Below are 23,492 nucleotides of genomic sequence, written 5' to 3' on the forward strand. Positions count from 1 at the left end.
AACACCATGCCTAAGATGAAAACACATAGCAGCCTGAAAGGCCGCTTCAAAATTACCGGAACTGGTAAAGTAACACGTTACAAAGCTCACAAAAACCACTTGCTGTCCCACAAATCTAAACGCGCTAAGCGCGTTCTGAACGGTAATCCAGTAATGGCCCCTGGGGATGTAAGACGTTTGAAACAAGGATTGGCTAACTTGAAATAGTTTATCACACATTTTTGGGAGGTTTATTAATATGGCAAGAGTTAAGGGCGGATTTGTAGTTCGTCGTAGACATAAAAAAGTATTGAAATTGGCAAAAGGTTATTTCGGTTCTAAACACCGCATTTTTAAAACAGCTAAAGAACAAGTAATGAAATCGATGGTTTACGCTTACCGCGACCGTCGTCAAACTAAACGTAACTTCCGCAGACTGTGGATCGTTCGTATTAATGCAGCAGCTCGTTTGAACGGTCTTTCTTACAGCAAGCTTGTATACGGCCTGAAATTGGCTGGTGTAGAAGTTAACCGTAAGATGCTGGCTGATCTGGCTGTAAATGATCTTAACGCATTCAACTCCTTGGCTGGTATTGCCAAAGAGAAAATCAACGCGTAAGTGTTGTAATATAATCGAAAAGCACCGCCTGCGTGTTGCCCATGCAGCGGTGCTTTTTTGTGTGGTATGAAGTATATAGAATGAGGAAATGATTTCTCTGCCGTAAAAAAACGAGAAAAAAAACTCTGCATTAAGCAGAGTTATTCCCAGTACTTCACAGTATTGAGCTCGGCAGCGAGCTTTTTACTGATGGTTCTTCTTACTTTACGTAGCTCAGAACGTTCATTAGCTGATTCGCTGATCAGTTTCTCTTCATCGGTCTCTGGGATTATGGCAGGAACTGGAGTGGGAGTGCCATCCTCCCCAACTGCAACAAAGGTAAGGAATGAAGTGGCAGCGACGGCGCGCTCACCCGTATATAAGTTTTCTGAAATGATCTTTACAAATACCTCTATGCTTGTACGTCCGGTCCAAGAAACGAAGGATTCGAAACATACGGAGTCTGTAGGTCGGATGGGCCTCAAGAAGTCAACAGAGTCTGTAGAGGCTGTAACGACATTAGCACGGCAATGGCGCATAGCTGAGATGGAGGCTACTTCATCAATGCCGCTCATAAGCTTACCGCCAAACAATGTTTTGTGATTATTAACATCATTAGGGAAAACGCGTCCGGTTTTGAAGACACGGGATTCACGGCAATATTTAAAAGCCGGCATCGTTTGTGGATTTTTTTCATCGGTCATATCTGATAACTTCCTTTCAGTGCAAATACTAAGCAATCATAATAATAGAAAACACATAAGTGTGCAATAATATTTGTAATGTGTTGGAATACTATACAAAGTAAAATAAGGTTTTCTAACATCATTCAGACATGATGATAACATGTCGTGTCATGGAAAGCGGTTACTTACGAAAAAGTACAAATATTTATTGACCTGAGGTCATTTATGGACTGGATTTTAGATTTTATTGCAGTTATAATTTGATCTATGGAATGTCCAAGTAGAACACAGATGACATCCAATATTTTAAGGGGGATCACATTCAATGAAAAAAGTTTTCAAGCTATCTCTTGTAATGTTGCTGGCATTCACAGTAGTATTGGCTGGTTGCGGAAACAACAACGCTAAAAATGCTGCAAATGGCGAGACTAATGCAGGAACAAATGGCGGAACAAATGCCGCAAAATCTGATTTCAAATTTGGTATGGTTACTGACATCGGAGGCGTAAACGATAAATCGTTTAACCAATCCGCATGGGAAGCATTACAAGCTCTTGAAAAAGAAACAGGTTCTTCCGTTAAATATTTGCAAAGTAAATCAAACGCTGACTATGAGCCAAACCTTAACCAATTCGTTAAAGATGGCTACAACTTGACTTGGGGTATTGGTTTTGATCTTGGCGACGCAATTAAAAAGGTTGCTGGTGAGAACGCAAATGCTAACTTGGCAATTATCGATAGCGTTGTAGATGCTCCTAACGTAGCATCCGTTACTTTCTCTGAGAACGAAGGTTCCTTCTTGGTTGGTGTGGTTGCTGGTTTGACTACAAAAACTAACAAGGTAGCTTTTATCGGCGGTATGGAAAGCCCAGTAATCAAACGTTTTGAAGTAGGCTTTAAAGCTGGTGTATTAGCAGTTAAGCCTGACGCTAAAGTTACAATTACTTATGCAGGTGCATATGACAAGCCAGATACTGGTAAATCTCTTGCCGCTACATTATATAACGATGGTAATGACATCATCTTCCCTGCTGCTGGTGCAACAGGAAATGGCGTATTTAACGAAGCTAAATCCCGTAACAAAGCTGGCGGTGCAAAAGTTTGGGTTATCGGTGTAGACAAAGACCAATCCATTGAATTTGGTACGGACGTAACTTTGACTTCCATGATCAAACGCGTTGACGAAGCTGTGAAGAAGGTTTCCAAAGAAGTAATCGATGGTACTTTCAAAGGTGGTACTACAACTGTTCTTGGTTTGAAAGACAATGGTGTAGGTATCTCTGATACATCTAAAGTTAACGTTTCTGAAGAGATCTTGGCTAAAGTAGAAGATTACAAAAAACAAATTATTGATGGAACAATTACAGTTCCTACCGAGTAAGATCTCCCTTTTATTTGTCGGATTACAATAAGCAACAAAGAATAAGGCCGGTTATGTGCTGGCCTTATTCCTTGTTAAAGCACTGGTTATGATAAGTTGGACACAGTTATACCGTCTTGAAAAGGGCGGTACATCCGTGTCTGCATGGTAGTTATATATTCTGTGATGAGGGTGATTCCATGAGTGCTGCGGCTCCTGTCGTAGAGTTGAAGCAAATCACAAAACGATTTCCTGGTATTGTTGCTAACGATTCCATTAGCTTGACCTTAAAAAAGGGTGAGATTCTTGCATTGCTCGGTGAGAATGGTGCAGGTAAATCAACCCTAATGAATATCGTGTTTGGATTGTATCAACCGGACGAAGGTAGTATTGAAATCGACGGGAAACCGGTTATAATTGATAATCCCAATAAAGCGATTGAGCTTGGTATTGGTATGGTGCATCAGCATTTCAAGCTCGTGGAACCTTTTACGGTTACCGAGAATATTGTTCTTGGGATGGAGCCGAAGAAAGGTCTTAAAATTGACTATAAATCCGCTGCGGAACAGGTTCGGAAGCTATCGGAGCAATATGGCCTGCAAGTGAATCCAAATGCCGTTATTCATGACATTTCTGTAGGTATGCAGCAAAGGGTAGAAATTATGAAGACCCTGTACCGCGGAGCGGATATTCTCATATTTGATGAGCCGACTGCAGTACTTACGCCTCAAGAAATTACGGAATTGATGGCGATTATGAAGCGGCTTGTTGCAGAGGGAAAATCTATTATCCTGATTACGCATAAGCTAAAAGAAATTATGCAAATATCTGATCGGGTCACCATTATTAGACGTGGAAAAGTAATCGATACCGTAAATACCGCAGAGACTAATCCGAATGAACTAGCTGAGAAGATGGTTGGACGTGGCGTAACCTTCAAGGTAGATAAGAAGGCTCCTGAGGTTGGCAAAACTGTACTCGAGCTGAAGGATGTGAACAGCAAGAGTAAAGACGGTGTCTCGGTGCTGGACGGTCTTAGCTTTGATGTGAAAGCCGGAGAAATTCTCGGAATAGCTGGTGTAGATGGCAATGGACAGAGTGAACTGATTCAGGCCATTACAGGTCTGCGTAAAATTGATTCTGGTTCTATTCAGGTGTCCGGGAACGAAATAGCTAATTTATCCCCGCGTAAGATTACGGAGATGAATGTGTCTCATATTCCAGAGGACCGTCATAAGCATGGTTTGGTGCTTGATTTCTCAGTAAGTGAGAACATGGTTCTGGAAACTTACTATAAGAGTCCATATAACAAAAATGGCTTTATGCAAAATGATGTCATTGATAAATATGCTGAAGGTCTTGTGGAGCAATTTGATGTGCGTACACCTTCAATTCAGACCAAAGCACGTTCTCTATCCGGCGGAAATCAACAGAAAGCGATTATTGCTCGGGAAATAGATAAAGATCCGACATTACTTATTGCAGCACAACCAACACGCGGTCTAGATGTTGGGGCTATCGAGTTTGTTCAAAAGCAGCTTATCGCACAGCGTGACCAAGGAAAAGCTGTATTGCTCATTTCGTTTGAATTGGACGAGATTATGAATGTATCAGACAGAATTGCTGTTATCTATGAAGGCAAAATTGTCGGTGAAGTGTTCCCGCAGGATACGAATGACCAGGAACTGGGTCTTATGATGGCAGGCAGCTTGAAGCGGGGAGGTAAGGCAGTTGAATAAGTTCAAAAAAATCTTCACAACTGACAGCTATATCGTTCCTCTTGTCGCCATCGTACTTGGTTTTCTTGTGGGAGCAATAGTTATGCTTATGGGTGGTTATGATCCGATAACTGCTTACTCCGCACTGTTCTCACGTGTATTTGGTAACTTGTACAACTTTGGTGAAGCCGTGCGCGAAATGACGCCATTAATGCTCACTGGTTTAGCCGTAGCCTTTGCATTCCGTTCAGGGATGTTTAATATTGGGGCAGACGGACAAGTGATGATTGGTATGACAGCTGCGACCGTGGTGGGCATTAAATTTGCAGCCTTGCCAGGATTCATATTGGTTCCGCTTGCTGTTATTATAGCAGGGTTATGTGGAGGTCTGTGGGCTGGTATCGCCGGCTACTTGAAGGCCAAACGTGGGATTAATGAAGTTATTACCACGATCATGTTAAACTGGGTTGCTCTGTACTTGTCGAATTATATTGTAAGAGCATTTCTTTTACTCCCGGGACAGAATCGTTCCGAGGATATTCCAGCTTCACTTTCTATGACGTTCTTGAATTCGTTATTTGACAATGCACGTCTGCACTGGGGAACAGCTATTGCCCTTGCCGCAGCAGTATTCTTCTATGTCTACTTATGGAAGACTAAGCAAGGATATGAAATGCGTGCTGTTGGTTACAATCCTCATGCTGCCGAGTACGCAGGTATGAATGTTGGCCGTAACGTTGTAAAAGCAATGTTCATAAGTGGAGTATTTGCAGGGTTGGCCGGAGCAGGGGAGGTACTGGGTGTATTCCATTATCAATCTGTGTTCGCGGCATCACCAGGATATGGTTTTGATGGTATCGCAGTGGCTCTACTTGGTTTAACACATCCACTTGGTGTTGTTCTTGCTGCGATTCTCTATGGTACGTTGACTTATGGTTCTGCAGGAATGAGTTTTGCTGCAGATGTTCCTCCAGAGCTTATTCGTATCGTTATAGGTTCAATCATATTCTTTATTGCGGCACAAGGGATTGTGCGCTGGGTGCTTAAGCCCTTTTACTTCAAGCGCAAGAAAGAGAAGGTGTTATAGATGGATCTGCAGACGTTAGGTCAACTGCTTAATACAACGCTTGTTTTTTCCACAGCGCTTATTTTTGCCTCACTTGGCGGCATCTTCTCTGAACGCTCCGGTGTCGTAAATATTGGACTTGAAGGTTTGATGATGTTTGGTGCTTTTGCCGCAGCAGTGGGCGGTTATTATGCTCAAGATGCTGGGATGGGTGAATGGGCTCCTTGGATTGGCGTACTATGTGCTATGGCCGTCGGGGTAATTGGTTCACTAATTCATGCAGTTGCAGCTATTACCTTTAAATCGGATCAGACGATCAGTGGTACGGTTATTAACTTTTTAGCCGCAGGCAGTACGCTCTACATGGTAAAGCTGCTGTTTGATGGATCTGCTGAAACTCCACTAATCGATGGGTTTAACAAGGTTTCAATTCCTGGACTCTCCAAAATCCCAGTGATCGGTGAAGGGATATTTAATTCCTATCCGACCACTTATCTGGCCATTGTGCTGGTTATTGTTATTTATTTCGTTTTGTTTAAAACGCCATTTGGACTGCGTTTACGCGCAGTAGGTGAACATCCTAGTGCTGCAGACACCTTAGGGGTCAAGGTGAAGCGGATGAGATATATCGGCGTAATGCTGAGTGGATTGCTGGCTGGTATCGGTGGTGCTACAATCACTCTAACTACAACCGGAACCTTTGGGCATAATACGATTTCAGGTCAAGGTTTTATCGCTATTGCAGCGATGATCTTTGGTAAGTGGAATCCGCTTGGTGCCTTTGGCGCTGCTGTATTCTTCGGATTCTCTCAAGCGATCCGTAACTACGTACAATTGTTTGAATGGTCAAAGGACATACCACAAGAGTTCATCTTTATGATTCCTTACGTATTAACGATCATTGTATTGGTAGGTGCTGTAGGTCGTTCCGCTGCTCCTAAGGCATTAGGTCAGCCTTACGATCCTGGTAAACGCTAGATCTTTTCGATTTTTTGCTTATATCATTATCAAGCCGTATTTCCGGACTTTTCCGGAGATACGGCTTTTTTTGTTAGGATCGATATGGATAAACATTAAGAGGTAAGGGCAAGTGTACAGGCGAAGGTACTTTTGTGCGAATAAACTGTTTTGAAGATGGTGGGAATCAGAGGCATGCAAAACTTTTTGGAGGGGATATTATGACTAAGCCAGTTACGAAAAAGCAGGTTATGAGGCTCATAGGTAAACAGATCATCGCTGTGAAAAAAGATGGCACACAGGTTACAGGAAAGCTGCTTCGTGTATCAGGAAATCGTCTTATTTTACAACGTGTAAGTGGTAAAAAAGTACAAACTAAAGCAATCATTCCATTAGTGTTGTTTGATTTGCTCGCCATTGGTACTGCCCCTTATGCTTATGGTGGAGGTTATGGCGGTGGCTATGGAGGAGGCTATGGTGGAGCTACACCTTATGGTGGCGGTTACGGAACTCCTTATGGAGGTTATGGGTACGGAGGCACACCATATTCACCTTTTGGATTCTTTTGAGTTCCGATAAGTGCTGCTTTGGCTAGGAGAATCGTTTCTCAAGCTCGTAACAAAAACTTAGCGATTGATAACGGGCTACGCTGTAGCCCAATTTTCGATAAAAGGCTAGCGCTGCTGCATTCCCTAGATCGACAGATACCTTAGAACGATGACAACCGCGAGAAAGTGCAAATCTTTCTGCCCGATCCATAAGCATATTTCCCAAGTGTTTTCGCCGAGCATCTGGTGCAATGGCTAGCATATCGATGTAGAGTAAATCACCATGCAGCAAGAAATGGACAAACCCGTTTGGATCGCTTTCATAGTCGGGACAGGTGACAAGTGTGATTCCGTGTCCTAGACGACGGGGTAAATCCTTTTTGATTTTAGTGATTTCAGTTTGCGGCAGATGAGATAATGGAACGAGCTGTCGCTCGATTAAATCAAAAATAACAACGTCATCCTGCTTCGGTCGACGATAACGAATCATAGAGCGTCCCCTTTCCACGCATTGTCGTACATCATATGTTGGGAGAGGGGCAGGCGTTCCGAGAGGGTAGAAGCAGGAGTTGTGACGATTTTAAAAATAAGGGTATTGACTATCCGTGATAGGAATCATATAATGTGTCTAAACATTTTAACGAACATACATGTATCGGCAATGATGAGGACGAAGTTTTAAGGGCTCTTTTGCTCAGAGAGTGTGAGGATTTGCTGCAACCTCCACCGAAATCCCTTATATACGAGCTCACCTCGGAGCTGTTTCCCTGAAAGGTCCACTGGCTAGAGTGGTGGAATTATTAGGGGGAATCGTTTAGTCCGCGTTACGGACTTCAGGTTACAGAGATTAGGGCCCTTGCCTACATCGATGGATTTTTGTATACCTGATAAGGCGTTGCATCGCGAGATGTAATGCAAACATGGGTGGTACCACGGAAGATCAACCTTTCGTCCCTCACGCGCTAATACTGTGCGTGGGAGGCGGAAGGTTTTTTTGTTTTATAAATAACTATTTGCTGATGTATAGAGGACGGTCCGTCATTTGCATAATGAATGTTAAATATCGGAGGAGGAATACTGATGAGCGCGCAAATACCGGAATTACGGTCTACAGAGCAGCTAAAAGAAAAATGGATGGAGCCGGAAGTTATTACCGGTTCGGAAATACTACTCCGCAGCCTTGTATTGGAGGGTGTAGACACAGTATTCGGATATCCAGGTGGAGCTGTATTGTACATTTATGATGCATTGTACGGTTTTACGGATTTCAATCACGTGTTAACACGTCATGAGCAAGGAGCGATTCATGCAGCTGACGGTTACGCTAGAGCAAGTGGCAAACCAGGGGTGTGTATCGCAACCTCGGGTCCTGGCGCAACAAACCTTGTAACAGGTATTGCTACAGCATATATGGACTCCACTCCATTGGTCGTAATCACAGGTAACGTTTTCTCAAGCCTGATCGGTACAGATGCTTTCCAGGAAGCAGACATTACTGGAATCACGATGCCAATCACTAAGCACAGCTACTTTGTAAGAGATGTTGAGGATCTCCCTCGCGTAATACATGAAGCTTTCCATGTGGCGAATACCGGTCGTAAAGGTCCAGTATTGATCGATATACCGAAAGATGTGTCGGCAGCAAAGACGTTGTTCACACCAGTGAAGACCGTAAATCTTCGTGGCTACAACCCTTGTACAGTTCCAAACAAACTGCAGCTTGATAAACTGGTTCGTGCGATTGAGGTTGCTGAACGTCCGATTATCATTGCAGGTGGTGGAGTTATCTACTCTGGAGCACATGAGGCTATGTTCGAATTCGTGAAACGGACAGAGATTCCAATAACTACAACCTTGCTGGGACTTGGAGCCTTCCCAAGTGCTGAAGAGCTTTGGATGGGAATGCCAGGTATGCATGGCACATATACCGCAAACAATGCGATTCAGCAATGTGATTTGCTCATTAATATCGGTGCCCGCTTCGATGACCGTGTTACGGGTAGGCTGGACGGCTTCGCGCCAAAAGCCAAGATCGTGCATATCGATATCGATCCTGCAGAAATCGGAAAAAATGTATCGCCTGATATTCCGATCGTTGGAGATGTAAAAACTGTACTGGAAATGCTGATTCCTGAGGTTGGCCGTGCATCTAAGGCTGATGCTTGGAGAACGCATATCGCGCAGTCGAAGCTTGATCAGCCACTTCGGTATAAAGATTCGGAGACAGAGCTTAAACCACAATGGGTTATTGAAATGATTAATGACACCACTAATGGTGAAGCGATTGTTACTACGGACGTTGGCCAGCATCAGATGTGGGCAGCACAATATTACAAGTTCAATCATCCGCGTTCATGGATTACTTCAGGTGGTCTTGGAACGATGGGCTTCGGATTCCCATCAGCTATCGGTGCGCAAATGGCACATCCTGAACGGTTGGTAGTATCGATTAACGGGGATGGCGGTATGCAAATGTGTTCCCAAGAGCTGGCGATTTGTGCGATTAACAATATACCTGTCAAAATCGTTGTTATTAATAATCAAGTGCTTGGAATGGTTCGCCAATGGCAGAATCTTATCTATGACAAACGTTATAGCTATACAGACCTTGCAGGTAGTCCGGATTTCGTTAAGCTGGCTGAGGCCTATGGTGTAAAAGGTCTACGGGCGACGAATAAGGAAGAAGCACGTGATGCATGGCAGAAAGCTCTGGAAACACCGGGTCCAGTATTGGTAGAATTCGTTGTTCCAAAAGACGAGAATGTCTACCCGATGGTAACTCAAGGTTCAACCATCGATCATATGCTGATGGGGGATGAATAACAGTGACAAGACATACGATTTCTGTACTCGTAAATGACCAGCCAGGTGTGCTTCAGCGGGTGTCAGGCTTGTTCGGTCGCCGTGGATTTAATATTGAGAGTATTACAGTCGGCCAGTCCGAAGAGGTTGGATTATCCCGGATGGTTATCGTTACTCTTGGCGACCAGCATACCCTTGAACAAATCGAGAAGCAGCTCTATAAGCTAATTGATGTTATCAAAGTTGTTGATCTTGGAGCTAAGCCAATGGTTGCACGCGAGCTGGCTCTGATTAAAGTGAATGCTGATCCAAGTGAGCGTCCGGAAATTTTGGGTGTAGTTGAGACTTTCCGTGCTTCAGTTGTCGATATCGGCAGCACCACTATACTGGTGCAGGTAGTTGGGGAGACACAGAAGATTGACGCGATGATCGAGCTATTGAAGCCTTATGGAATCAGAGAGCTGTCTCGCACAGGTGTTACGGCTATGGTACGTGGCAACTCTTAAATAGTTTATTTTGCGACTTTAACGGATTACTGCTTGATTGCATTAATCTGATATGATATGAATGACATTCCCGCTAAAGAGCGGGAGCTTGAGGAGCAGCTTGATCTAATCGACGAATCCAGTTCTCTTGAAGCACCCGCTCTTTATGATGGGTCTCAAATTAAAGGAGGATATTGACAATGGCAGTTACAACGTACTATGAACAGGATGCAGAACTTAGTGTATTAAAAGGAAAGACAATTGCGGTAATCGGGTACGGTAGCCAAGGACATGCCCAAGCACAAAACCTACGTGACAGTGGTCTTCAAGTTGTCATCGGTCTTCGTGAAGGTAAATCTTTTGAAACTGCGAAAAATGACGGTTTTGAAGTATTGCCAGTAGCTGAAGCAGTATCCCGTGCAGATGTTGTGCAAATCTTAATGCCAGATGAAACTCAAGCATCCGTATATAAAAATGAAGTGGAACCAAACCTCAAAAAAGGCGCAGCTTTGATGTTCTCCCACGGATTTAACGTACACTTTGGACAAATCGTTGCTCCTAAAGATGCGGACGTGCTGCTCGTAGCACCAAAATCTCCAGGTCACATGGTTCGTCGTACTTATGTTGAAGGCTTCGGCGTTCCTGGCTTGATTGCAATCGAACAAGATGCAACAGGTAAAGCGAAAGAAATCGGTCTTGCTTATGCAAAAGGTATTGGTTGTACACGTGCAGGAGTTATCGAAACTTCTTTCCGCGAAGAAACCGAAACCGACTTGTTCGGCGAACAAGCAGTACTTTGTGGTGGTGTATCCGCACTGATCAAAGCTGGATTCGAAACTTTGACAGAAGCAGGCTATGCTCCTGAAATGGCTTACTTCGAATGTCTGCACGAATTGAAACTGATCGTTGACATGGTATACGAAGGCGGATTGTCCAGCATGCGCGATTCCATCAGTAACACTGCGGAATACGGTGACTATGTAACTGGACCACGCATTGTAACTGAAGATACTAAAAAAGCAATGAAAGCTGTTCTGACAGATATTCAAGAAGGTAAATTCGCTCGTGACTTTATCCTTGAGAACCAATCCGGACGTGCTTTCCTTACCGCTACTCGCCGCAACGAAGCTGCTCACCCAGTAGAAGTTGTAGGTAGCCAATTGCGTGAAATGATGCACTGGATTAAGAAATAATCATAATCATACTTATGATTAAATAGTATTACCTTCAAATGCGGCCGTGACTTTGCGAGCCGCATTTGAGAGTTTCAGCACAATTTTTGGGAGGTGCTTAGCATGCGGAAAATTTATGTGTTCGATACGACACTGCGAGATGGAGAGCAGTCACCAGGTGTGAACCTCAACACGCGTGAGAAAGTGGAGATCGCTTACCAGTTAGAGAAGCTGGGAATTGATCGCATGGAAGCGGGTTTTCCTGCAGCTTCTCCAGGTGATCTAGCTTCTGTTAATGCGGTGGCAAGAGCTGTGAAGAACGTCACGGTAATCGGCCTTTCTCGTTCTAGAGAGACAGATATTGATGCTGTAAAAGAAGCACTACAGGGAGCGCAGGACCCTTGTATTCATATTTTTCTAGCTACATCTCCTATTCACCGGCAGCATAAGCTGCGGATGGATAAGGCTCAGGTGTTGGAAACTGCACAGTCTGCTATCCGATACGCTAAGAAATATTTCCCTAAGCTCGAGTTTTCATTAGAAGACGCGGGCCGTACGGAGTATGATTTCATGGCTGAAATGGTCGGCATGGCTATCCGGGAAGGGGCTAATGTTGTTAATATCCCGGATACTGTAGGTTATTTGAATCCTTCTGAGTACGGAACTATCTTTAAATATCTAAAAGAGAATGTGCCTGATATTGAACGCGTACAGCTTAGTGCTCATTGTCATAACGATCTTGGCATGGCTACAGCAAATACGCTGGCTGCGATTCAGAATGGTGCAGATCAGATCGAAGGAACGATCAACGGTATTGGTGAACGTGCCGGGAACACAGCGATTGAAGAAGTGGCATTGGCGCTGGAGACACGTGCTGAATTCTTTGGCGCAAAAACTTCCTTAACTTTGTCTGAGATTTCTCGCACAAGTCGCTTGGTCAGCAAGTTGACAGGTATGGTAGTCCCAGGGAATAAGGCGATTGTAGGAGCTAATGCATTTGCTCATGAATCGGGTATTCACCAGGACGGAATGCTGAAAGAGAAAACCACTTATGAGATCATGACACCGGAGACCATTGGACTTAAAGAGAGCAAACTGGTACTTGGTAAGCACTCTGGACGCCATGCTTTCCGCGATAAGTTAAGTGATCTAGGGTATGATTTATCTGAAGAAGAGCTTAATACAGCTTTTTCAAGGTTTAAGGACTTGGCGGATAAGAAAAAAGAAGTGTCGGATGAAGATATTTTGGCATTAATTGAAGAGAAACTAATTGATACGCCAGAAGTATTCAGACTTCAGACGATTTACGTTACTTACGGTAATAAAGCTGTTCCAACTGCTAAGGTGATTATCGATGGTCCGGAAGCGGAGCCTATTGTAGCAGAGGCAGAAGGCAATGGTTCTGTAGATGCCATCTACAATGCAATTGATAAAGCTACGGGTGAGGAAGTTACCCTTGGGGACTATTCCATTAAATCCGTCTCCCGTGGTAAAGATGCACAGGGCGAGGTTCATGTAGTACTGTCGCAGGGTGAAGTTGCTGCACAGGGACGTGGACTTAGTACCGATATTCTGGAAGCGAGTGCCCGTGCTTATATTGATGCGCTTAACAAGCTTCTAGAGAAGCGTAAAACTTACACCAAACGTGACCACGCAAGTATATAAGTGAAATTATATTGTGCAGAAATTTACTAATACTTAGAGGAAGCCCTGACAGTGAACTCACTGTCAGGGCTTTTTTGTTATTCAAAAAATTTGCTAATTGAGCCAATTCTGGCGAAATTTCAGATCTGTTCAGAAATTGTTCATGTCGGCAAATTACAATCGAAGGGAGATTATTGAAGTATTTGGAGAACAAACAACTTAGAAATAGTCGAGTAAGTACTTTTATAGGAAGAAGGAGGACTTTCGTTTTATGTGGAAAAAGAAAATTGGTTTATGGATGGTAGTAATACTTCTTAGTACGCAGTTTTTCAATGCTTTTGGCTTCGATTCTCAGGTCAAAGCAAAGGCGATTGAGAACAGTGCTAATATCATTACAAGTGTGACGATGTCTGTATATGAGAATGGGGTACAGGTCACAGATTCTGTTTACAAGCTGAGCTCCACCGTGAAGTTGAACTATAACTGGGCGGTTCCAGATGGAAGTGATTACGTTGCAGGTGATACTTTTACATTTGAACTACCAGAAGGGTTTGTGCTCGAGAAAGACTTTTTGAATAAAAAGATTATGATTGAAGGGCAAGAACTGGGGCATTACGACATTATAAAAGGGAGTCCTAACAAAGTTACCTTAACATTCACCGGTGAAGTCGGAGAATATTTCGATGTCAAAGGTGCAATTGAAGTGGAGACTCGTTTTGACACAACAAAGTTTACGGATACTATACCCTATACGATTAAGTTTCCGATAAATGGTGGTGCAGAGCAGGAGTTTACAGTCCAATTTAAACCTGAGGTTAGTTCTACTATTGACAAAGATGGAGTTGCGGTAGGCACTAATCAAGGAAATTATAATGCCAAACAGATTAAATGGACTGTTGATGTGAACAAAGTTATGGATAGTGTATATGGAGCTGCTGTAACTGATGTAATCCCTACGGGTTTAGCTTTAACTGATATAAGTGATATCAAGGTCAGTAAGCTTAGTGTAGCGTTAAACGGTACTGTATCTCCGGGTGCTCCTTTAAACAATAGTCAATATTCTGCAACTCTAGTGGGGAACACCCTAGAGGTAAAGTTTATTACTCCAGATATTAATACACCTATTACGGAAGCATACCGTATTGAATACGTTACGGATGTTATTGATGATACTAAAACCACTTTTGTAAACACGGCAACTTTCAAGGGGAATAATACAGGACCTTTTTCAGATAATGCAAGTGTATCTCTTAATCATGGAGCATTATTGAAGAAATCTTTTCTCAGTTATAATTCCGTGACACAGGACACTTATTGGGCGATTGAGTACAATTATGGTGAAAAATCGATCTCTAAAGCAGAGGCCAAATTGTTCGATTATTATACGGACTCTCAACAGTTTGTACCTGGCTCTCTGAAGGTATATAAATTAGATTTCACTAAGTCTAAAGATAATCCTGATAAAGTTTTAGTAACTGACTACACAGTATCTGAGAATACTTTAACTCCGAAAGCAGGGCTGAAAAATTTCGAATTATCATTTAATAATAATATTTCGAATGCTTACAAGATCGAGTATCAGACCCGGGCGAAAGATCGCATCGAAGAAGCAACAAAGGTTTCAAATACTGTTACTACTATAGTTAATGGTGTTACTAATGACAAGCCTGCGAGCGGGACACTTAATCAAGATATTATCTCCAAGAAGGTAGGACAGGCTAATTACGCTGATAAAACTATAAGCTGGACAATAAAAATTAATAGTGATAAAAAAGTAATGAATAATGTAGTGATTACGGATACCTTCCCTAACAGAGGTTTGAAATTTACTGATGTTGGGTTTGTTATCAAAGATGATAGCGGTAAACTAGTGGACTCTTCTATGTATACTCTTGATGATTCAAAACCTACAGAAGGTTTTACCGTGAAATTCAACTCATCAATAGATAAGACTTATACAATTACTTACAAAACGTATTTCAATAATGATTGGTTGAAGAATAGTAACGGGACTGTATATGATTGGGTTAAGAACGAAGTGAAATTTTTGAATAGAGCTTCTGTTGTATGGAATGACCCGTCCAAACCTACAGAAACGAAAACCATCACGGTTGAGGATACATTCTATCCTGATTCAAAAGCAAAGAATAATGGCTACAAAAACGGTTCCTATGACGCTCAAACCAAAGAGATTTCTTGGGAAATAGGGATTAACTACAATAGCAAAGAGCTTGATAAAGCTGTGCTTGTTGATACCTTAGAAGATAAACAGCAGTTGATAGAGGGATCTATAAAGGTTTATGAACTTTCGATAGAAAGCAGTGGTAACCCTAAAGTTGGAAAAGAAGTCACTGTTACTGCCAGCTCTAATCCCAAACTATATTCTGTAAATTACAATAAAACGACTAAATTGTTGAAAATAAGCTTTAATGAAAAAATTGCTAAGCCTTATTTGATTAAATTCAGCACCAGCTTAAAGGATCAAGTGGTCGAGAATGGAACGATTTACAATACAGCTAAGCTGTCTGACAATGGTGTGCCTGTATCAAAAGATTTGAAAAGTGAAGTTAGCATTCCAAACGGTGGTAAAAATGATCAATATGTCACCAAGTCAGGAGTACAGGACCCTAAAAATGAGACAAAACTAAATTGGACTTTAAAGATCAACTATAACCAATCTCTTGTAGAAGATGCACAAATCATTGATAATCCGGACGCTAATCAAATGTTCTTGCCGGAGTCATTCCGGTTGCTGCCGACAACAATTTTAAAGGATGGCACAGTCAATGAATCTGGTCCAGCACTCATTCAAGGAGCGGACAAGGATTATACGCTTGAATTTACAAAGGATGACAAGACAGGTGCAGAGCAATTTAAATTGAAGTTCAATAAAACGATTGAGAAACCTTTTATTTTGAAGTATGACTCTATAATTTTAGAGGCGAAAAATGGTGGAAAAATTAGTAACTCTGTTAAATTTAGTGGTAATGGATCCCAAACGGAAACCCAATCCAAAGAATCAAGTGTAACTGTAGTATTTTCGGATTCCAGTGGAATTGGACAAGGGACTAGAAAAGAATTAGCTGTCAAGAAAGTAGATGCAGCAGATAATAGTAAAGTTCTTGAAGGAGCTATCTTCAATTTATATCGCGTGTCTGGATCGGAAGAGGTTTTATTTAGCACATCTATTCCGACAGATAAAGACGGTAAAACAGTATTTAAAGATCTCCGGCCTGGTAAATACTTCTTGCAAGAAAAAACGGCACCTATTGGATATATCAAGGATGCAAATAAATATGAGGTGAAATTTAGTTCAACAACAGTTACAGATATGACTGTAACGAATCAAAAGATAGTGACGCCAACAACTTCACCAACAACAGCGCCGACACCGACGCCGACAGCAACACCGACGTCGACAGCAACGCCGACGCCGACGCCGACAGCAACGCCGACGCCGACAGCAACGCCGACGCCGACAGCAACGCCGACGCCGACAGCAACACCGACGTCGACAGCAACGCCGACGCCGACAGCAACGCCGACGCCGACACCAACACCGACGCCGACAGCAACACCAACACCGACAACAACGCCGACGGAAACACCTGTGTCGACAGTAACACCTACGTCGACGCCAGACAATCCAATTTTCCCTGTGTCGACCCCGACGTCAATACCGGGAGTAATCGTTACGGCTACTCCATCCGCAACACCTGTGGTGGCGACACCAACAGTAGCACCAACAGTAACACCAACTATCACGGCGGTGCCAACTAGTACGCCTATTGTTCCGAAGGTGACGCCACCTGTAGAGAAACTGACTACAGATGAGGAAGTTCCTCTTGAAGGTGAAATCCCACTTGGGGGCGTGCCGAGTGTCGGTGAAAAGCCAGATCATGGTAAGGTGACAATTACTAAAGATGGCAAGTGGATTTATACACCAGATCCAGGCTTCATTGGCAAAGACAAGTTCACGATCATTGTGACAGATGAGAATGGAAATGAAGAAGAGATTGAGATCGAGATTGATGTCGAGGAAGTACCGACAGGTACTGTGAAAGAACCAGGGGATAACAGCAATAAACCAACAGAGCTTCCGAAAACGGGAGAAGACAGTGCACTTCCTATTTACTTAGTAGGTGGAGGTCTAGTTCTTGTGGGATTTGTGTTAGCTCGAAGATTTAAACGAAGTAATTAATATATCGTAATGATAAGGGTGCTGTCCCGGCACTCAACACCCATAGGATAAAAGTCAACGGAGCAAGGCTCCTCCTGTTATTGGAGGAGCCTTGCTTTTTTTTTGGTCTATGGCTACTCGTTTCATAACCTTCTTCACTTACTACCCAACTCCCAACGAAGTGAACCTTGACGAAAATGGGATTTTCACTCATTATTCGTAATGTAGCGCCAGCGACACTATTTAGCATATATCTTTTTTTTTACTAACTAGTAAGCGCTATCATAAAATGCGCTGGGAGATGATACCATGGAATTTATGTATTTAGGAACTGGAGCAAGCGAGGGTTATCCAGCTTTATTTTGTCAATGTGAACGTTGCTCTATGGCGATGGAGCTTGGTGGCAAGAATATTCGCGCTCGTACAGGAGCGCTTATTAACTCTGATTTGCTGCTGGATTTCTCACCTGACATGTATATGAATAAGCTTCGTTACAAATTGGATTTGGGGAAAGTTAATCATTTGATTGTTACGCATTCGCATACTGATCATTTTGCAGCAGCAGAGCTCATGATGAGGCATGAACATTGGTATTGTCAGCTGCAGGAGAGTGGAAAAAAACTGCATATTTACGGAAATGAAACGGTAGAAGAAACGATGAAGTCAGCTCTTCGCTATGATTATGGAACCGATACGATTGAAGATCCTTTTTACGAGTTTCATATCATACAGTCTTTCATGCCCTTCACTCTAGGAGAAGTGACAGTAACCGCATTGCCAGCCCATCACAAGCCGGATGAACATAGCTTTATCTATCTACTTGAGCAGAATAACACAAGATTCTTATACGGCAATGATAGTGGTATATTCAGTGATGAAACCTTCAATTATCTACGTGATAAGCATCTGGACGTTGTTAGTCTGGATTGTAATTATGGGCTAGAGGATAGATATGATTATCATATGGGGATCTCCGGTTGTCGGATTGTAAGAGAACGTTTGCTTGACCAAAATAGTTGTGATACTAGTACATCATTTATTCTGACTCATTTCTCTCACTACAGCGCAGAGTTGCATGATACTTTAGTTAAGAATACAGCAGAGGAGAATTTCATCATTTCCTATGATGGGATGAAAGTCTTCTTAGCATGACATGATGATGTTTATCTATAATTAAAAGAATAGTCATTACCCGTAAAATCCTCCCTTGAGGAAAGGACTACTTTACGGGTCTTTTTTATAGCTTTAAGGGCTCAAAATGAGTAGATACGGAGGTAGAGAATGAAGCTGCTGGCTACGGGAAAAGTAAAATGGTTCGTCTATCAGAAAGTTGTCATCGTATTTATCGTCTTTTTGATTCCGCTCATATCGATGAATATTTGGGTGAATTATAAAGGGATGTCATTCACCAAAAATACGATTTTGGACTCATCCCTGGCTGGGGCGTCATTCTATTCCAAGCAACTGGATAAAGAGATATATTTCATCCGCAATCAACAATTACAATTTCAAGAAGATAAAAACATACAGAAGCTTAGTTTCCGAGGCGAAAGTTTAGAAAAGTATGAAGAGGTAGAATTAATCGGTAATGCTGAAGATCTATTGAATCGGATCATTGCCTCAAGCGAATATGTGGTTAACGCCGGGATATATATTAAGTCTCTGGGCAAAACGATCTCTGGTAAGACGGGGATCACGTCTATTCCTAATATGGAGTACGAAAAGATTTCCTCGTTACTTAACGTTAAGCAGAAGCCTTCATTCTATCGGAGCGGTGATGCGATTTTCCTTATAGAAACAGGAGGTAATGCGGAGCTTTGGTCGTATATTGAAATCTCAAAAGGTAAGCTACTGGAGGCACTAAATCAAATCGCAACCTTATATCAAGAATCGGAGGTATTTCTGGGAAGTAATGAGCTGGGAAATATTCTATCTACTACAGACGATCAGTTAGTATCTACTGAGGTCCTTAGGCTCATCACCAAACAGGATCAGTTTAATTCCGATATCCCAGAAATAAACAAGGTGAACGGTAAAAGTTACTTTATTGCCCATAACTTTATCAGTTCTTTGAATCTATCCTTGATTATGTACGTGAATCAGAATGAAATCACAAGACCCTTAAGCCAATTTAATACACTACTATATGCCTCTTTCGTCATCGCTATTGTGGTAATGATACTTTATTCTTATTCGGTAAATCTAATGATTCATAGGCCCTTATCCAAATTGGTTAAGACATTCCGTATGGTAGAAACGGATAATCTTGATTTAGTCATCGAGTCAAAGACCAAAGATGAGTTTTACTATATATTTAATAGTTTTAATCGTATGGCTTCTAGACTTAAGCGTTCTATTGAGGAGAATTATGAACAGAAGATTGCCCTGCAGCATTCGCAGTTGAAGCAATTGCAGTCACAGATTAACCCGCATTTTCTCTATAACAGCTTCTTTAATATTTACATGATGTGTAAAGTAGGAGATTCCGATAGTGCGGCTGAGCTCTCACAAAAGCTAGGGAGCTACTACCAATACATCACAAGAAGTGGATCGGACGAGGTGGCTTTCTTTAAGGAGTATCAGCATGCGCTTGATTATTGTGAAATTCAGTGTATTCGCTTCTCGAATCGTATTTCTTTCGAATATGAAGAAATACCCGTTTTGGCGAATGCGATTTTAGTACCGAGGCTGATTATTCAGCCGATTGTTGAGAATGTGTTCGAGCATGCTTTCGAAGACGACTCCCGACACGGGGTTGTCTATATTGGTGCCGAATGCGAAGAGGGAATAGTAATTATCACAATTGAAGATAACGGCAATCTTTTAAAAGATGAGGAAATAGAGTACTTGCAGAAGAAACTTGCGATGGGTCTGAAACAAGTTGAGAAGACGGGATTAATCAACGTTAATAATAGACTCCAATTGAAGTACGGATCAGATAGTGGCTTGTTTGTCTCACGCAGCAAATATGGAGGATTGAGGGTAGAACTGATAGTTAAATATGAGAGTAAGGAAGTGTGATTATGTATAGATTACTAATCGTAGATGACGAGCCTGTGATTGTGAATGGATTAGTCCAACTGTTTCAGGATAACTCAGAATTTGAACTGGATATACGAAAAGCTTACTCCTCAAGCGAAGCTCTTGAAATTGCTAAGAAAACGAAATTGGATATTTTGGTTAGCGATATTCGTATGCCTCAGAAGAATGGTCTCCAGCTCGTGGACGAAATCGTCTATTATTGGCCATTATGCCGAGTGATTTTCCTTACCGGATACAGTGAATTTGATTATGTATACGAAGCGATTCGTAAGAATGTGGACAATTACATTCTGAAAACGGAAGGAATTGAACCTATTTTCCAAGCTGTGAAGGCAGCAATCGACAAGCTAGACGAGGAGAACCGTCGTAGACTTCAATTGGAGAAGGCACAAATGCACTATCAAATCGCTAGTTCCTTCCTAAAGAAAGAGCTGATGGAGCGGGTGCTGAGCGGGGAGTCTATTACTTCTATACTCAATAATGTACGTTACAAAGATGTAGAGTTCGGCATTGCATTAGATCGTCCTTCATTCTTTCTTGTTGGTATCTTGGATCGACTAGATGATCCTAAATTTAAAATGCCTCCGTCTGTTCAGCGTATTTTCCATGATCACCTGCCTGCATCTATTGCATGTGAAGAAGTGATTTATGATGATCGTGTATTCATATGGCTGCTTCAACCAGATGAAGGATTGCTGAATCGCTTTCGTAGTGGCTATCCAGATCAAGGGGTGAATTGGCCTGGAATCGTTGCTTATATGAGAGGGATATTAGAGCCTGTACAGAATGAGTGTGATGAGCTGCTAAGTGTCTGCGTTTCATTCGGAATATCGGGGGATTTACTTAACCATTGGGAATCAATCCATCTTCAAGTTGAAGCAGTGCGCTCTATGATTCTTAAGAGAGCTTTATTAGGTCAGCACATGCTTATCTTAGACCTTGAGAAACTAAGTCAACTTGAGGATACGATGCACAAAGCTGGAGGAATCGAGCAGGAAGATTTCAAGACGCTAATCATCGAACAAATTCACCAATTTGTGCAGGAGAACCTATCTGGAGATCTATCGCTTACCTCAATTGCTGCAGAGGTGCATCTTAATCCGTCCTATTTATCTCGTTATTATAAACAGACGACAGGTCAAAATTTATTAGAGTATATCCAGTCGACGAAGCTGCATGTTGCTCTGCAACTGATGAAGAATACAACTCTGAAATTAAATGAAATCGCCATCCGGGTCGGTTTTGAATCACCATCCTACTTTACAACATTCTTCAAACGCAAAATGGGTTTATCTCCACAGGATTATCGAAATTCAAAATAAGTAAATAAAGTGAAAGTGATGTAAAAAAAGTGAAATTGAAAGCGGTTTCCTCTGTGACTAAAATAATAACTAGGAACACTGATTAACAACAAGAATTGCAGCAAACAAAGGGGGGAAGCGTTCAGATGAAAAAAATGAGACCATGGAAAATGATTTTGTCAGTAACGATGATTCTTTCATTATTGTCAGCATGTGGAAGTCAAGGGAATGGAAATGCGAATGCACCATCTACGCCTAAGGAAGAGACTACGAATAGTGCGACAGACAGCGCCACAGCACCTGATCCACTAGGGAAATACCCGGAAACGGTCACTGTTACAGAAATACTAGGATATAATCCACCAGAAGATCCAAGAACTCCAAGCGGAATAACACCGGAACAAAATGCCTACCTGAAAGATCTCAAAGAGATGATGAATATTGAAGTGAAATACAAATGGACCGTTCCCTCTGCCCAGTTTGAGCAGAAGTTCTCGCTTGCCATGGCATCGGGGGATCTACCCGATGTGATAGAAGTTGATCAGAAGAACTATGAGAAACTTAAAAAGCAAGATATGCTTGCTGATCTGACAGATGCCTATGCACAATATGCGTCACCAGCTCTTAAGGCTTATATGGACTCAGATGGTGGATTCGCGATGAAAACGTTCAGTGCGGATGGTAAGCAATTAGGTATTCCTGCATTTGAAGATCCCTTTTTATCCACGCAGCTACTATGGATTCGTCAAGATTGGCTTAATAATCTAGGTTTACAGGCACCGAAGACGATCGATGAGCTTGAGAAAGTTGCACAAGCATTCACACATAATGATCCAGATCAGAATGGTAAGAATGACACCTATGGTATCGCCATGCAAAAGAATCTCTTCTTTTGGGGATTTGATGTCAGAGGTTTCTTTAATGGATTCGGTGCTTATCCTTCCGTTGGTGATAAACAATCGGCTTGGATTAAAGGCGGCGATGACAAATTGTTACCGGGATTGATTCAGCCTGAAGTGAAGACTGCACTTGGTAAGCTACAAGCATGGTATAAAGATGGAATTATTGATAAAGAGTTTGCACTAAAGGATGAGAATAAGGCTGTAGAAGATCTGACTGCAGGTAAAGTGGGTATTTCCTACGGAGAGTGGTGGTATCCGAACTGGCCGCTTAACTCCAGCATAGACAAAGATCCAAAGGCGGATTGGATTGCAATTCAGCTTCCAGGGATTGATGGTCCAGCTAAATCACTCGTTCCAAAAATCCGCAGCAACAAAATTTTCGTTGTGAACAAAAAGATGAAGAACCCAGAAGCAGCGATTAAGATGCTCAATTTCTACATCGAAGTTGGTAATAAAAAATACAAGGATAAGAACAAAGCGGCAGATGGTTATGTATACAACTGGTTTAACCCACGGATTGCCAACCCTGTTGATATTGATACGATTTACAGGGAAGTAAACAAAGCGCTTGATGCTAATCAGACTGAAATTACAATAGACGATGCAAATTATAAGACCGTTGCGGATACTTTCAAAGCGACTAAGGACTTCCTGGCAGGCGACACATCTAACGCTACCAAAGGTGTAAACTGGGGTCAATATTATAGCCGGGCTGCAAAAGACGGTGGCTGGGGCTTAACACGACAAATTAAAGAAAATCAACAATTTGTATACAACGAGTTTTACGGTCTTCCTACACCAACAGTAGTGGAAAAGGGCGGTCAGCTGGATAAGTTGATGCAAGAGTCCTTTACCAAGATTATCATGGGCGGTTCTCTTGATGATTTCGATAAATTCGTGGATAGCTGGAAGGCACTTGGCGGTAATGAAATTATCGATGAGGTCAATGAATGGTATAGCACGGAAGCTACGAAATAAATCATAGGGACAAGAAAGCGGGTGAGGTGAGTCGGGTGAGACGACTCACCTCCCGTTTTTAAAATGAGTAAGTT

18 protein-coding genes are annotated in these 23,492 nt (G+C 42.2%); 16 read left to right on the plus strand and 2 right to left on the minus strand.

From position 1 onward, the window contains the following. Window positions 1-6: 6 nt before the first annotated feature. Together rpmI and rplT are read left to right on the plus strand one after the other, a co-directional pair. Complete coding sequence (gene rpmI, locus MKX60_RS25850; RefSeq protein WP_036679507.1) at window positions 7-207, plus strand: 50S ribosomal protein L35; 201 nt, start codon at window positions 7-9, stop codon at window positions 205-207. A 31-nt stretch (window positions 208-238) separates the two neighbouring features. Then, window positions 239-598: a 50S ribosomal protein L20 gene (rplT, locus tag MKX60_RS25855; RefSeq protein ID WP_042125073.1), complete on the plus strand. Its 360-nt coding sequence runs from the start codon at window positions 239-241 to the stop codon at window positions 596-598. A 140-nt stretch (window positions 599-738) separates the two neighbouring features. On the opposite strand, the gene MKX60_RS25860 is transcribed toward rplT, so the two are convergent. Further along, window positions 739-1,281: an acyl-CoA thioesterase gene (locus MKX60_RS25860; RefSeq protein ID WP_042185711.1), complete on the minus strand. Its 543-nt coding sequence runs from the start codon at window positions 1,279-1,281 to the stop codon at window positions 739-741. A gap of 307 nt (window positions 1,282-1,588) precedes the next feature. Here MKX60_RS25860 and MKX60_RS25865 point away from each other — a divergent pair, with 307 nt between their 5' ends. The 5 genes from MKX60_RS25865 to MKX60_RS25885 all read left to right on the plus strand — a co-directional run bounded on the left by MKX60_RS25865 (window position 1,589) and on the right by MKX60_RS25885 (window position 6,933). Then, window positions 1,589-2,644, plus strand: coding sequence for a BMP family lipoprotein (locus MKX60_RS25865; protein ID WP_042185713.1), 1,056 nt, complete (start codon window positions 1,589-1,591; stop codon window positions 2,642-2,644). A 179-nt stretch (window positions 2,645-2,823) separates the two neighbouring features. Beyond that, window positions 2,824-4,362 (plus strand): ABC transporter ATP-binding protein, encoded by a 1,539-nt coding sequence (locus tag MKX60_RS25870; RefSeq protein WP_042125080.1) that lies wholly within the window; start codon window positions 2,824-2,826, stop codon window positions 4,360-4,362. After that, window positions 4,355-5,428, plus strand: a complete 1,074-nt coding sequence (locus tag MKX60_RS25875; protein WP_042125082.1) for an ABC transporter permease — start codon at window positions 4,355-4,357, stop codon at window positions 5,426-5,428. Before MKX60_RS25870 ends, MKX60_RS25875 begins: the two co-directional genes overlap by 8 nt. Next, complete coding sequence (locus MKX60_RS25880; protein WP_042125085.1) at window positions 5,429-6,385, plus strand: ABC transporter permease; 957 nt, start codon at window positions 5,429-5,431, stop codon at window positions 6,383-6,385. Between the two features lie 200 nt (window positions 6,386-6,585). Next, window positions 6,586-6,933, plus strand: a complete 348-nt coding sequence (locus MKX60_RS25885) for a hypothetical protein (protein ID WP_341061383.1) — start codon at window positions 6,586-6,588, stop codon at window positions 6,931-6,933. A gap of 22 nt (window positions 6,934-6,955) precedes the next feature. Here the strand turns inward: MKX60_RS25885 and MKX60_RS25890 are convergent, their stop codons facing one another. Then, a complete protein-coding gene (locus MKX60_RS25890) occupies window positions 6,956-7,402 on the minus strand; it encodes a GNAT family N-acetyltransferase (protein ID WP_042125089.1) in 447 nt (148 codons plus the stop codon). A gap of 590 nt (window positions 7,403-7,992) precedes the next feature. On the opposite strand from MKX60_RS25890, the gene ilvB reads away from it, so the two are divergent. The 9 genes from ilvB to MKX60_RS25935 all read left to right on the plus strand — a co-directional run bounded on the left by ilvB (window position 7,993) and on the right by MKX60_RS25935 (window position 23,418). Further along, complete coding sequence (ilvB, locus tag MKX60_RS25895) at window positions 7,993-9,735, plus strand: biosynthetic-type acetolactate synthase large subunit (protein ID WP_042125091.1); 1,743 nt, start codon at window positions 7,993-7,995, stop codon at window positions 9,733-9,735. Further along, window positions 9,732-10,220 (plus strand): acetolactate synthase small subunit, encoded by a 489-nt coding sequence (gene ilvN, locus MKX60_RS25900; protein ID WP_170880323.1) that lies wholly within the window; start codon window positions 9,732-9,734, stop codon window positions 10,218-10,220. The genes ilvB and ilvN overlap by 4 nt, the downstream gene beginning before the upstream one ends. A gap of 179 nt (window positions 10,221-10,399) precedes the next feature. Beyond that, complete coding sequence (ilvC, locus tag MKX60_RS25905; RefSeq protein ID WP_036679485.1) at window positions 10,400-11,392, plus strand: ketol-acid reductoisomerase; 993 nt, start codon at window positions 10,400-10,402, stop codon at window positions 11,390-11,392. A gap of 102 nt (window positions 11,393-11,494) precedes the next feature. Continuing rightward, complete coding sequence (locus MKX60_RS25910; protein ID WP_341061384.1) at window positions 11,495-13,036, plus strand: 2-isopropylmalate synthase; 1,542 nt, start codon at window positions 11,495-11,497, stop codon at window positions 13,034-13,036. 250 nt (window positions 13,037-13,286) lie between these two features. Then, entirely contained in the window at window positions 13,287-17,216 is a 3,930-nt protein-coding gene (locus tag MKX60_RS25915) for a collagen binding domain-containing protein (protein ID WP_341061386.1), read from the plus strand. A 288-nt stretch (window positions 17,217-17,504) separates the two neighbouring features. Beyond that, on the plus strand, window positions 17,505-18,347 hold the full coding sequence (locus MKX60_RS25920) for an MBL fold metallo-hydrolase (RefSeq protein WP_076286339.1): 843 nt from the start codon (window positions 17,505-17,507) through the stop codon (window positions 18,345-18,347). 129 nt (window positions 18,348-18,476) lie between these two features. Next, window positions 18,477-20,216 (plus strand): sensor histidine kinase, encoded by a 1,740-nt coding sequence (locus MKX60_RS25925; protein WP_076286338.1) that lies wholly within the window; start codon window positions 18,477-18,479, stop codon window positions 20,214-20,216. 2 nt (window positions 20,217-20,218) lie between these two features. Continuing rightward, window positions 20,219-21,559, plus strand: coding sequence for a response regulator transcription factor (locus MKX60_RS25930; RefSeq protein ID WP_076286337.1), 1,341 nt, complete (start codon window positions 20,219-20,221; stop codon window positions 21,557-21,559). Window positions 21,560-21,684: 125 nt separating this feature from the next. Continuing rightward, entirely contained in the window at window positions 21,685-23,418 is a 1,734-nt protein-coding gene (locus MKX60_RS25935; protein ID WP_341061388.1) for an extracellular solute-binding protein, read from the plus strand. The last annotated feature ends 74 nt before the right edge of the window (window positions 23,419-23,492 follow it).

This window comes from Paenibacillus sp. FSL R5-0914 (genome assembly GCF_038004525.1).
GTDB lineage: Bacteria > Bacillota > Bacilli > Paenibacillales > Paenibacillaceae > Paenibacillus_AQ.